Here is a 13,363-nt window from a genome sequence, read left to right as displayed (position 1 = left end):
AAGGTAAGGAAGAAGGAAGAAGAAAGAGGGAAGAGGGAAGAAGGCTACCCTCGCAAGAAAAAACCATCATTTCCTGTAGATATTCACCCTTGGGTTTACACAAACGATATAAACGGACATGATATCAGTCTCAGATGAATATAGAATGTTTTCGGAAAAATGAACAAGGAATTTGGATTTCTCACACTTATAATAGGGGAGAAAAAGTTAATTTTGCTAGTGTACATTTTAATTGTCAGATTGAATTAATCTATCGAAAAGTTCCTGGGATAGAATTCATTAATGGATAATTGATAATGGATAATTGATAATTAGGGTTTGCGGAAAAAGTCTGTTGGTAAAGGCAGGGAATAGAAAATAGGCGATCGCTCTCCCTTTCCAACTCTTCCCTCTCTCCCCACACTTCCCACACTTCCCACACTCCCCACACTCTACAACAATTCCACCGTCCCCCGATACCCATCTACCCTAACTTTTTGCCCATCCTGTAAACGAGTCATCGCTCCAGAAACATTCATTACTGCTGGAATGCCATATTCCCGCGCAATAATAGCTCCGTGGGATAACTGTCCCCCCACTTCAGCAATAATACCTTTTGCCTTCAATAATAATGGTGCCCAACCTGCATCCGTATAAGGCACAACAATAATGGGATTTTCGCCTTCAGCAATACTCACTCCTGCACTACGACAAACTTTCACATAACCTTCCACAGAACCGACACTTGCAGGTATACCTGACAAAATAGAGGCATTCTCAGCAGTCGCTGCAATTTCTGGATTTTCCTGTGGTAAGACATTGCCGTAAACTACCGAGGGAACTAGGCGATCGCGGTCTTTTTCCAACTGTTCCTTTCTTTCACAGATAAGTTGTCCAAGCAGGCGATCGCTAAACATTCCTGCCCGATCAAGGAGGCGATCGCTAAACATCCCCTCCTTCTCAAGGGGGGTTAGGAGGGATTCTTTTGTTGGGTTTCGTTCCTCAACCCAACCTACTGTTAAAATCCATTGCCGAATTTCCTCAAATTCCAAATAAAAAATATCACCCTTTTCTTCAAAAACCTCTAGATTTTCTTGTAAGTCATCATTTTTGACTTTTGACTTTTGACTTTTAACTTCTAAATTTTCTTGTCGCTCATCACTTTTGACTTTTGACTTTTGACTTTTGACTTTTATTTCTATTGCTAAAAACGTCAGTCGTAAATAAGCCAAAAATTTCCCATAAACCTCAGCAATTTTCCCCTTAGTTATCGCACGTTTTGCACATTGCGCCAGTCGCCACCTCTGCCACAAGTTTAAAGACCTTACCGAAAAACTCTCTTTAAAATTATCTTTTTCCCCCTCACCTTTCCGAGCCATTGCAAATAATAACTCACGGAAATTATCCGGCTTTTCTCCCCAAGTTGCCACGGCAATATCCGTACCAACTTCACTCAAATAACCATAACTTTCCAACCATTGCTGAAACTCCCTTTGTAATTCCTGATTTTGCTCAAACTCTGCCTCTATTTCCCCATCAGATTTAGTTGCCATTTTTAACTTAACGGCTAACCTTTGTAATTCTCGAATCGAAATAATTTCTGGTGCAGTATCAGTAGGTAGCCATTCCTCAGAAACTCGGAAGAGCGATCGCCTAATCGCCAAACCTATGGGACCCAAAATATTATAAAAAGTAATCGGTTTTAACCATGCTTGAATTTGTTCTGCTTGGTCTAATAATTCTGATAAAGACTGAGATGAATTTTGTTTGAAATTATTTTCTAAACTTTGTAGAGCGGGAATGAAAATTTGATGATAGTCTCGTTCAAATTCGCGGTCAACAGCCATTTCTTTTTGAATCAATCGCCATAAACCAGGCAAAGAAGGCAAAACTTTTCCTAAAGGCGGTTTTCCCATTTTTTGCCCTCGTAATAAAAACTCTAAACCCTGCTCCGGCAATCCCATCATTCTAAAAATTTCCCCTAACAAAGTAGCATTAAAATAAGCATGGGAACCGAGCAAAGTTGCCGTTTCAGTAAAATCTAATTTTGCTACCTTTTCCCCTAAAACAATAGTAAAAATTTCTCCCCAAACTCCACAAGTCAAAGGACGATTTATCGACCAAGTTAAAGGATGAATTGCCCCAGGAATTACCTCTGCTGCAATAGTTCGCGTCCAAATTGGTCTGAGATTAGTAATGGGGCGACTTTGTAAAATCCAAATTTTTTCACCATCCCAACACCATTCAATATCCTGGGGTAAACCATGAAAAAAGACTTCTATAGCCTCTGCTTGATTTACCAATTCTTGAATAATTTTTTCAGGTAAAATATCCTGATTTTTTACTTGCTCTAAAGATTGATTTTTATCTTTTTCTTTTGAGTTTAATACCTCGTCATCCACATTGTCTACAGGCTGTTTAAAATTGATTGAAGTTTGAGTCACAATCAACTTTTTCCCTATTCTTTCTTCCTCCTTTCTTCTTCCCTCTTTCTTCTTCCCTCTTCCTTCTTCTGAAGTTTGAGTAACCATCAACTTTTTCCCTTTTCCTTTTTCTTCCTTCCTTCTTCCCTCTTCCTTCTTCCCTTTTCCTTTTTCTTCCTTCCTTCTTCCCTCTTCCTTCTTCCTTCTTCCTTCTTCAACAATTTCTAAATGTACCGGACTAAACTGCCCACCCACAACTTTTTCTGCACCGCCTGGCAGAGCTTCAATAATTATTTTGGTGCCACCATCTAAAGGATTACGAGTAAACATTACTCCAGCAACTTGACTAATAATATAAGGCTGAATTAATACTGCCATTTCTGCATCAGGAATTTCTCTTTGCCGACGATAAGCAACAGCTTCTGGCAACCAATAAGATTGACGACAAATATTAATTGCCTCTAATAATTCCGTTTGATTTTTCACCGGATAAATAGTTTGATATTGTCCGGCTGCCGAACTATTATCGCTATCTTCCCCCACAGCAGAAGAACGAACAATTAGGGGAAAATTAATAGACATTTTATTTTTATCCAGCTCTGATGAAGGGAAGTAGATATTAAGTAGTGAAGAATCAATTCCCTTATCCAAATTTCCTTGAGTATCTGCTTCAGTTGCAGGTAAAACAAAACCTTTAACAACATTAAAACCAGCTTTTTTCAATTGAGCTAATCTAGCTGCTTTATCGCCACATATTTTGGCATCTAGTTCACTATCGAGAGAAAATAGAATTTGTTTTTTTAAAGCCATATCATCACTTTGCCTCAGATTTATTACTACTAATAAAATTGCTAATCCTAATGCTGCGAAAAGTTCAAAAAAAGATGCCTCCTGGCGAAATAATAACACCCATAAAAAACTACTGAGACATCCCAGACGAGCTGCCCATTGTCGGATATTTTGATTTTTTTGAGGAAATATTTTTTTTCCTATTACTAATATTAAAAAACCTGTAATTCCCGAACCCAATGCCACCAGAGGAGAATAAACCAAAACTCCCCAACTAGCATTAGTAACACCTCCACCTTTAGCAATAAAATATCTACCTGCGACTAATAAAATTAATCCCACTAACTGCAAGGCAAAAATCTCTGGAAATAAGACTTTTGCTATTAAAACTGGCGCAATACCTCTAACTATTTCCGCTAATACTGCTGTTATTGCCACTGGTTTTGGCGCGTGAGTAAACGCTGCTGCCACACTAACATTACCCGTACCAACTTTTTTGAGGTCGATATTTGCCAGAATTTTAACTATTAAACCAGTAAATGGGAGAGCTCCGAGACAAAAACAGATAGCTAGAAACAATACTAAGACTAATATATACATACAGAAAATTGCAGGTAAATGAGTTCAATAATTTAGAATGCGCGAATGCCAGAATTACCTCTCCTTGAAAAGAAGAGGATTGACTAATCATGAAAATTTTTATTTATTATCCCCTTGAAAAGGGAGGCTTTCAACCACAATTTTTCGGTAAAAATATGAATGTTCAATAATTTAGAATGCGGGAATTTAGAATGACGGAATAATTAAATAATTTGCGCCTTGAAGACTCCTCTTTTAAGGGAAAAAAAAAGAAAATATTCCTTATATTCAATCAAGAAAGGTTTTAACCAAAAGTAATTATCCATTATCCATTAATGAACTCTTCTTTTCAAGGAGAGGATTAGATTAAAAGGAATTTTTTTCTCCTCTTGCTCGATTGGATATGGTTAGGAAACCCATCCATAATTTTTCGGTAAAATGTTTGTAGTGCGGGCATCTTGCCCGCGACTGGTGTACGTTACTAATATGAAATACACTGTATTTAATTTTGATTTCTATAGTAAGGAACGAGTTGGTTAACACATAGATTAATGATCGACCTTAGACAGATAAATACTATTCCCTATTCCCTGCTATAGATTTAATTTCTATTTGATAATTGTCTTTAATTCTCTTGATAGGAAACTGAACAAACTTTGGTTCTCCCATCAGTTGCCAATCAAACATTTGTAGTAAATGAGATACAAACACTTTACTAACTAACATTGCCATCTGCGCTCCCAAACAAGCGTGGACACCACCACCGAAAGGGATAAATTCGTACATTTTACCCTCACCACGTTCTGGCAAAAAACGTTCTGGCTCAAATTTGTCTGGTTGCTCAAAATATTCAGGTATAATATGAGCAATTCTAGGTTCTGCAATCAAAGTCCAACCTTTCCGGTAGAGAATATCATCCACTACAACAGATTGAGTTAACCGACGACTAGCAGTAGGACTTGGCGGTAAAGTGCGGAGAGTTTCTTTAATTGTAGCTTCCAGAAAAATCATCTGTTTCAAATCTGCTGGTGAAAACTGACTAAAGTTGTTATTTTCTCCTAATAACGGAAACGAGGTTTACCATCGTGGGTATGTTCATATTTAATGATTTTAGTAGACTGGCACTCAGGACAATTGCTCTCCACAAACTTAACTTGATTAACCTATTTGAATATATTACCATTACTATGCAGAACTACCTCTGACTTTTGACTTGCGCGTAGCGCTATACTCATTCTATATAGATATTCTTGAGAGCAATCTTGAATGTAATCGCAATATGAAAAAATGATCGATATTATCTGCCGTCAAACTATGAATGCAGTTAGACTAACTCTAAAACACAATTGAGGATTTTGATATACTTACCCATAAGATCGACATATCAAAATCCTCTATAAACAGGTTTAAAGAAGAATTAAACTTCCGTTTCAAATAAAGCAAGTCGCAGTCGCTCGGTCGCTTCTTCCATTTCAGCTAATGACTCAATGCTAATAACCATGCTACGGTCAATTCCTAAAATTTCTGCTGCTTTAGCCACAGCAGCTTTTTCTTTTTCTTGGTAAACTCCATCAGCTCGACTCATCTTAATCGCTTGGTATAACATGGAACGGCGAAAATTCAGAGGAAAATCGTACTTGATACCACTCAACATATCCTCAATGCTAGCATTTTTCCAATCGAATTTGCGTAGCGTTTCAATGTACTCCGTAGAGTCTACGAACAAAAGTTCTTGTTCATCAATATACCACTGGAATTCTTTTTCTGCTAATTCGCCATCTGCTCCAGCGATCGCCATTAATGCACCACCGTAGTTCACTGCCACATCAAAATCAATTGGTGCACTGATCTTATACCGATGTTCGGCATATTTTGTCGGTTGGAGGCTTTTTCCACCACTCATATTTTACTCCTTTTACTCTATAGTTTTGAGCGTCTTTAACTATATTTGATATTGATTCATTTTGTCAAGTTTATATTGTTCGTATAGCAGGGAACAGGAATTAGTTAATGAACTTGAAAAAGGGCGTTGCTGAGTGGTATAGCAATGTGCGCTGGCATATTTACAAATTACAAGAGGTGTCCAAGAGCTAAAAGTCTTATATTATCGGTTTTTTATTCCCCCTGCTGCCTGTTGCCAGATGAGCTGTTGCCTGCGCACAGCGCTATAATGATTTTGAGATTAACTTTGGGCGCAAAACATCAGTTTTTCAATTTTACCTTCAGCTCATAGACATCTCCAAGAATCAAAAATCAATATCTATATCCCAAAGAAATTATCAATTCTTTCCCCTCCACGGTCGGGCCCCGCGGGTGGCTTCCCTACAGCAAAGCTGCCTACTCCCTACTCCCTATGGATGGAGTAGATGTCTAATTATCATTACATTTAAGCAACGCCTGAAAAAGCATGGGGGCAATTCTTTTTATATAGTAGAATTCTCAAGAAACAAGACCCATTACGTCAAATATATTTAGCAGTCAAGCGCAATATTTTTGAAACCTTTTTTAAGGAGGAAGTTGGACAACTTTTATTAGAAGAACCTGGTTTTCGTCTGTTTGTTTTTGATGCCAAGATTGAGGAAATTATTCAATGGAAACCACAAATCAACTCTTAGACCTGGAAAAATGGCGTGAAACACTCATAAAAATTTTGCGGCGTTGCTGAATAAATGTATGATTTCACAGGAAGACCGAGGACTGAGTCAGGAGGACCGAGTCAGCAGAGTAGGTAGAAACAAGTTTTTCGGTGATTAAATTAGGAAGAAATAGGTATAATTTGCAGTATTGTTTTGGCTGAAAATTTACCACTAGTTGAATTTCATACCTCAAATCAGCAACGCCAATTTTGCAATACTACGCCGATCTTCCTTACTGCTATGGTGATGTGAAAACATACACGATCATTAGTAGCGATCGCAACCATTTTCTGTTAGTCCATGAAGGATGGGAGGATAGTCGCCGTGTATATGGTACTATTGTCCATGCTGAAATCCGCAATGATAAAATTTGGATTCACTACGATGGTATTGAAGATGGTACTACGGATGAACTTGTTGGTGCTGGAGTACCGAAGCATAGAATTGTACTTGCTTTTCATCCTCCAGAGATTCGTCAACATAGTGGGTATGGATAAGTCTTTAGGAGTCAGGACTCAGGACTCAGGACTTAGGACTCAGGAGTTATATCAAATCCGGTAGCATCGGTGTAATTAGATTAAAGAGGGTGGGGAGTAGGGGAGCAGGGCGAGATTAAATTTAGCACCCCAGTTATTGTTAATTATTCTTATGTTTACTTCCCGTTCTCGGACGTTGTATGCAACTTCCCTACTGCTCTACTCCCTCTTTTCTAGAGATGTCCGATCAAAATTCAACAAAATATTAGCAGCTTCATCTAAATCTTTCCCAAAAGAAATTATCCCATCTTCGTGACCTGCCATTACTAATATTTTTTCTACTCCTAACTTCTCCTCATCAAACAAACGAAATATTTCTTTTGCCATTTGTGGAGTACCATAAGGTACTTTTTGATTAGAAGTAGGAACTTTATACATAAGTCCTTGCCAAAGCTGAGAATTATGAATATGAATAATACCCATAATTTCTGGTTGATAATAATAGATAGCAGCATGAGTTAAAGATTCAGAAGAAGCTTTAACAGGTCCGCAACAAGTTAGGCTATTTTCCTCAATATTAAAATCAGTAACTACCGTGTAAAATTCCGGTCCTAAAGTTTCTAAATGGGCGGTTTGAGTGCCAGTAATAATAAACTGATTTGAGTCATTTATTCTCTGACTAACATTACCAAAACCAATGCCATTTTCATAAGCACCAATTAATCCTAACGAGTACATAAAATCTCGCTTTTTCATTAAATCAGTAATGCTATCGCTTGTCACAGGTTCCTCTTTAACCCAATGACAATTATATTTAATTACTCCCTCATCCATAACCATAAATTTAATCGTGAAAAATAACAGTTAATATCATTAATGTAGGTTGGGTTGAATAACAAAACCCAATAGACATCTCCAAAATCAAAAATAAAATCAATTCTTATCCATAAATTATCAATTACTCCCCTCCTGGGAGGGGTTAGGGGTGGGTTCCCTGTTCCCTATTCTCTATTCCCTATTCCCTATTCCCTCTTTTCTGGAGACGTCTAATAGATAAGACATTAGCAAAACTTAGATTATGTCCGCATAGTTTTTCCTGACTATATATAATAGAGTTGTCGCTAAATAGAGGGAAAAAATCGTTCCAACCTAGACAGAGCAATAATTCCCAGATTTTTTGGTTGCCAATAGCTACAATCCTTACAGAACAAAGTTTTTGGGGATTTTTTAAGTTATAAAGCGACAAGTCTAATATCAAATCTGGTTAATTAGGTATAAAAAAATGTTACATCACAAGCGCCATTGCCAAATCTTTCTTGATCTCCCCACATTCTCCTCCTGGGATTTTATCTCCCCAGATTCGCCTCTTGGGAGGGGTTAGGGGTGGGTCTCCACATTCTTTATCTAATTACACCAATGCTACCGGATTTGATATAATTTCTTTGTATAAGTCCAACTTGGTATTTGTTGGGTTAAGCGGGAGCGCAACCCAACCTACTGTATCATAACTAATTAGATGGCTTAATTTTCCGCAGGAACGAAATTTAATGCTTGACCATTCAACTGAGGAAACTCAATAAACACATCTATAAAGTCACCTGTTGCACCATCAAAACGAACCACACTACCAGTACCAGTGCTACTAGCATAGAGATTACCATCTGGTCCAAAACCTAACCCTCTTGGGGCATCCAATATTGGCACTTCCTCTGCATCTAAACCAGCATCAAGTACATCTAACAACGCTCCTGTCTCAACATCATACACGCGAACACTAGCTACCGAATCATCCTGACCAAAAGGAAATTCACTGCTGACATAGATATTGCCATCCAGACCATTAATCACATCTAGGGGACTTAATTCAGGGTCATTGACAAAATTAGGATTCAATACTTGACCCGTAAGACCATCATATTGAATGACTGTTCCACCGCCACCACCTGTTGCTGGGTCGGCACCATTTCCTAAGTAAAAATTGCCATCGGAACCAAATACAAAACCTCTGGGAAAATCTACTAATTCTGAGGGAATAAACTCATCAATAAAATCTCCAGTTTGACCGTTGAAACGTACAATTGAACCTAGCGATCGCGCCCCTACATAATAATTATTATCTGGTCCAAAAACGGCACCTCCACCATTTAATTCGGGAAATTCAGTAAATGTTTCAATGAAGTTTCCTGTAGTGGCATCGAAGCGTAAAACATTGTCATTTCCACCATTAATTAAAACAGTATTAGACCCATCAATTTCTTGTACAATATCTCTGGGGTCGGTTAATTCTCCACCATTAGGAAATTCACCAATTAATCGACCAGTTAAACCATCAAAACGAATGGCTGCATCATTACCATTATTAGCTGCACTTGTAACAACTACATCAAATATTGTGCCGATAAAATTTTGGGAAAATAATCTATTTTCAGCAATACCAAAATTAACGAAATGTTCGATGGTAGTTAATAAGTTTTGTTGAACTGCATCAGCAACATCTGGATTTTCTTGGAGATAAATATCGGTATTAAATTGAGAATTAGGATCGAGATTTTCAAATTGACCGACTTGAATAAAATGTTGAATGGGAGTGATTGAGTTTTGTTGAACTAAGGCAGCAACATCTGGATTATTGGTTAAATAAAAGTTAGTATCAAAAAAAATACTGGGGTCTCGCCCTTCAAATTGACCGAAGCGAATAAAGTGGTCAAAGCCGCTTTGTACGATGCCATTGTTTACTGCTTCTGCAATTTCGGGGTTAACATTTAGATAAAGGTTTTCATCAAATAAGTCACTAATTTCTAGCATAGGTCATGTATTTATTCGGGATATCTTAGTTATTAATGCACAAGTCTTTTTATTTGGCAAGTTTTTGTATTTTATTGCTTTTTATTTAGCAATAATTGAATAATTTTTGTGGAGATTTTCCTATGTTTATGACTTGCTTGGAAAAAATCAGCAAATCCTATTTAGATATTTTCATTTTTGCATCTTTCTAGATATTTTCAAATTGATAATCTTGAGTTTATTTAATGATGTGCTTTTAGAGCGGGTATCATTGGGGATAAAAAAAAGATAATTCCGTATTTTCTTGCCTCCTTATTGCAGAGTTACTGAAGTCCGCAGTTCCTCCGAAGGAGGCTAACTGATAACTGATAACTGAAATGACCTGTTATAGCAGTCGAAGGAAAGGTTAGGACATATTAAAAGCCTAAAATTCAGACAAAGCAATATTTTTTCTTCTTCCTTCTTCCTTCTTCCTTCTTCCTTCTTCCTTCTTCCTTCTTTCTTTTTCCTTCTGCTATATTTGATAGATATTTTAACCTAGAATATTTTCCACTCCAGCTATATTTCCAATTTCTGCTTGTTCAATAATCCTTCTATATTGTAATCTCCATTGCAAAGCATTAGAGATAGTAATATAACCCTGTTGTGGAGGTTCTTTTATTATTCTTTCAGCCAAAATTTCCCGTCCTATTTCATCTAAAGGAAGGTTACGATCTTCTAAAAATCCTATTACATCATCTTCATTACCATTACGACTAATAATTTCTAGTAAACCTCGTGTTGTTTGATAATCTCCTGTTTTTTCTTTGGCTACAAATATCGCGCTTTTAAAATTTAAACTTGCTGCTCGTAATTCTTGATTATCTATTTTTTCATACACAAAGACAAGTAGATGATAGCCTAATCCATAAACCTTTTGACTAGCATCTCTAAACGGACAAGATGATTGTGGTTGTCGAATAGAAGTTACCTTCAAATCTACTTCTAATTCTGGAAAATCTATCCCACTAGCTGCACTCCCTGGAGTATATAAATATTTGGATATTAAATATTTATTGAATGCTTGTTCTACATAAGTTCCTATTGCTTTACCATCGGTAATACCGTACAAATCAAAAATTGGTCTAACAGTTAATTCTCTAACAAAAATTGCTGCTTCAGTTTTAAACAATGATAGTGTCAGTTATTTCATATATTTATTAGTATTGAATTAACTAAATAATGTTAATTGTTGCCAAGTCCGATGGTTAAATTTAAAGTTTTGTTTGCCTATTCTTTGACATATCCATTTTACACAATCTGGCACAACTGAATTACCATATAAAGCATATTGGTGATAAATTTTAGCAACCCGACACCAATTATCAAGAAATCCCATTAAGCGAGCATATTCTACAAATGTTTGATATCTGAATTTTATTAATATCACCTAATACTATTGAGTCACTACCAAAATTACTTTGATAAACCTGACAGCAAAGTTCGTTAATATCATTAGCCCAAATAGTTTCAATATTTGCAGCTTTCATTCCTAAACAAAATCCACCAATTCCAGAAAATAATTCTATGGCTTTGAGTGTGTTAATATTATTCAATTTATTATCTCCTTTTGTAAGCATTCAGCCGTCAGCTATTAGCTATCAGCTATTAATTTTGAGGAAGATAAAAGCAACCTTTAAAATTGAGAAAGAATAAAAGTTACTGGCAAATTCCCCTTCCTAAACCTTAGAAGTAATTACTCATTACTAATTGCTGACTGCTTAGTGCTAATAGCTGAATGCTTACCTCCTTTTAACTAGCTATCAGCATTTTCCGTACCGGAATGCTCTGCAAACAGCACTCAGCTTTTAGCGTGCTGAAAACTTGGGTTTAAACCCCCAACTTCTAGGTTGTCGTTTAATTTTAGGAGGGGTTGAAATCCCCTTTTTAATGAAATAACGATCGCTATCTCAAACTTTCAACCTAACTAACTATCAAAACGGACATAATATAATTTGTGTTTAAACTATTTCCTACGTTCTAAATTTTCAAGTATGACGGCTTGTCTTTTGACATTTTAACTACCCTTACCCATTATAAAAAAATTAAAAATTATAAAATAAAGGAAAAACAAGGATGAAACAATTATTAAAACTCACATCAATCATACTAATTGTAACTGCGGGATTAGGAATTGCTAAAACAGTTCATTCTTCTGGTAACAATCTAATTGCTGATGAGTCTCATGGGGGTATGGGTCATAGTCATAAAAAAATAGAAATTCCAGCAGATAAACCAGTTCCTGAAGTTGATTTAGTTGCTTATAAGGATACTATGAAAGGATGGAATTTAGAGTTGAAGCTAACTAACTTTAAGTTTGCCCCGGAAACAGTAAATCAAAGTAGTAATCCTAATGAAGGTCATGCTCATTTATATATCAATGACAAAAAAATTACTAGAATTTATAGCAATTGGTATTATCTGGGAAATTTAGACCCAGGCAGCAATAAAATAACTGTTACCCTAAATACGAATAAACACGAAGATTTAGTCAGTAACAGTAAGATGATTATGGATACAGAAATTATTGAAGTGACAGCCCAAAAATAGGGTGAATCTCAATTTTGAATAAAGCCAAAAATTTATCGCTTTTAGGGAACAGGGAACAGGAAACAGGGAATAGGGAATATATAGGAAAAAAGTATTTTTGCAAATATGAGACGCACCCCAAAAATAGGATTAATTACAGCAGTTATCGAGTTGATGAATTACAAGGTTTTATTGCTTTAGGGAACAGGGAAAAGGGATAAATTTATCAGAGAAAAGATTTTTATTATTGCTAATTAATGAGACTTGATATAACTTATAAATAATCATCCCTTCCTTCTTCCTTCTTCCTTCTTCAACTATTTATCTTTTTTAAATATCAGAATATATAATCCTCGCCCACTAGAAGGATTAAAAACCACATCAGTTTGACTTAATTCCCATCCATCTTTACCCGCATCGTTTAAAGCTTCTATATAGCGGTCTCTTTCTTCATTACTTTGAGGAAAACCAAATTGATATTCAACCTTATATTCATATTTTCTACCTCTACCTTGACTTAACTTTTCTGAATCGATCGCCTCAATTTTTTGTTCTATTTTAGGTGTAGTTTTAGCAATGGAAGTTGCCAAAGTTTTATTAGGTGAAAAAATTAACGCCACCGCTAGACAAATAATCGCAATATTCAAAACAATTAAGTTAATAACTATAAGTTTATTTAGATTCCAGTCTCTCATATCATGTCTGCTTGAATATTTACACTTTAGTGGAAGGAAGGCAGAAAGCAGAAGGGTTTCTTACAATTATGATTTAATTCTATATTCACTTTTGTAGGTTGGGTTGAGGAACAAAATTCAACACATAGGACATTAGCATAACTTACATTATTTCTGCTTAAACAAAGAAATATAATCAACTATGCTCCGGTCATAATATTTCGCATTTTTAACTTCTAAGAGCTATCCATAACCATAAATTTAAGAGTGAAAAATAACTGTTAATGTAGGTTTGGTTTAGGTATTTGTTGGGTTGCGCTTACGCTTAACCCAACCTACTGTATCTTTCTCCTTTTCCTCCTCTTACTTCTTTCTTTCCTCCTGACTTCTGACTCCTGACTCCTGACTCCTCTCTCAACCCATAATATTGCTAAAAAACTCTATTGTTTCTTTCA

General features: G+C 36.1%; 11 protein-coding genes and 2 pseudogenes. 3 read left to right on the top strand and 10 right to left on the bottom strand.

Annotation, left to right across the window (positions count from 1 at the left end; translation table 11 throughout):
* Window positions 1–250: 250 nt before the first annotated feature.
* From F6K13_RS03470 to F6K13_RS03455, 4 genes and pseudogenes are all read right to left on the bottom strand, one after another.
* Window positions 251–430, bottom strand: coding sequence for a hypothetical protein (locus F6K13_RS03470; RefSeq protein ID WP_161564757.1), 180 nt, complete (start codon window positions 428–430; stop codon window positions 251–253).
* Window position 431: 1 nt separating this feature from the next.
* Complete coding sequence (locus F6K13_RS03465) at window positions 432–3,791, bottom strand: glycerol-3-phosphate acyltransferase (protein WP_124155093.1); 3,360 nt, start codon at window positions 3,789–3,791, stop codon at window positions 432–434.
* A gap of 555 nt (window positions 3,792–4,346) precedes the next feature.
* Window positions 4,347–4,796: pseudogene (locus tag F6K13_RS03460) on the bottom strand (cytochrome P450); the annotation flags it as partial.
* Between the two features lie 391 nt (window positions 4,797–5,187).
* On the bottom strand, window positions 5,188–5,673 hold the full coding sequence (locus F6K13_RS03455; protein WP_124147742.1) for a TerB family tellurite resistance protein: 486 nt from the start codon (window positions 5,671–5,673) through the stop codon (window positions 5,188–5,190).
* 508 nt (window positions 5,674–6,181) lie between these two features.
* Here F6K13_RS03455 and F6K13_RS03450 point away from each other — a divergent pair.
* A pseudogene (locus F6K13_RS03450) lies at window positions 6,182–6,385 on the top strand (element excision factor XisH family protein); the annotation flags it as partial.
* 227 nt (window positions 6,386–6,612) lie between these two features.
* Complete coding sequence (locus tag F6K13_RS03445; protein ID WP_240039204.1) at window positions 6,613–6,903, top strand: XisI protein; 291 nt, start codon at window positions 6,613–6,615, stop codon at window positions 6,901–6,903.
* Window positions 6,904–7,101: 198 nt separating this feature from the next.
* Here F6K13_RS03445 and F6K13_RS03440 read toward each other — a convergent pair whose 3' ends face one another.
* The 5 genes from F6K13_RS03440 to F6K13_RS03420 form a co-directional block, all read right to left on the bottom strand.
* Window positions 7,102–7,722 carry a class II aldolase/adducin family protein gene (locus tag F6K13_RS03440; protein WP_124147744.1) on the bottom strand — a complete coding sequence of 207 codons (621 nt, stop codon included), beginning with the start codon at window positions 7,720–7,722 and terminating at the stop codon, window positions 7,102–7,104.
* A gap of 681 nt (window positions 7,723–8,403) precedes the next feature.
* Window positions 8,404–9,687, bottom strand: coding sequence for a hypothetical protein (locus F6K13_RS03435; RefSeq protein WP_124147745.1), 1,284 nt, complete (start codon window positions 9,685–9,687; stop codon window positions 8,404–8,406).
* A gap of 511 nt (window positions 9,688–10,198) precedes the next feature.
* Entirely contained in the window at window positions 10,199–10,837 is a 639-nt protein-coding gene (locus tag F6K13_RS03430) for a restriction endonuclease (RefSeq protein WP_240039201.1), read from the bottom strand.
* A gap of 39 nt (window positions 10,838–10,876) precedes the next feature.
* Window positions 10,877–11,044 (bottom strand): hypothetical protein, encoded by a 168-nt coding sequence (locus F6K13_RS03425; protein ID WP_240039202.1) that lies wholly within the window; start codon window positions 11,042–11,044, stop codon window positions 10,877–10,879.
* Window positions 11,031–11,261: a DNA cytosine methyltransferase gene (locus tag F6K13_RS03420; RefSeq protein ID WP_161564758.1), complete on the bottom strand. Its 231-nt coding sequence runs from the start codon at window positions 11,259–11,261 to the stop codon at window positions 11,031–11,033. The genes F6K13_RS03425 and F6K13_RS03420 overlap by 14 nt, the downstream gene beginning before the upstream one ends.
* Window positions 11,262–11,781: 520 nt before the next feature.
* Between F6K13_RS03420 and F6K13_RS03415 the strand changes: the two genes are divergently transcribed.
* On the top strand, window positions 11,782–12,255 hold the full coding sequence (locus tag F6K13_RS03415) for a hypothetical protein (RefSeq protein WP_124147747.1): 474 nt from the start codon (window positions 11,782–11,784) through the stop codon (window positions 12,253–12,255).
* 296 nt (window positions 12,256–12,551) lie between these two features.
* Here F6K13_RS03415 and F6K13_RS03410 read toward each other — a convergent pair whose 3' ends face one another.
* On the bottom strand, window positions 12,552–12,881 hold the full coding sequence (locus F6K13_RS03410; RefSeq protein WP_161564759.1) for a DUF4177 domain-containing protein: 330 nt from the start codon (window positions 12,879–12,881) through the stop codon (window positions 12,552–12,554).
* Window positions 12,882–13,363 lie beyond the last annotated feature (482 nt).

Origin of the sequence: Okeania sp. SIO2B9, assembly GCF_010672505.1 — a bacterium.
GTDB classification, from domain to species: Bacteria; Cyanobacteriota; Cyanobacteriia; order Cyanobacteriales; family Microcoleaceae; genus Okeania; species Okeania hirsuta.
Note: the sequence above shows the minus strand (reverse complement) of the source record. Positions and strands in the feature narration are given on the sequence as shown.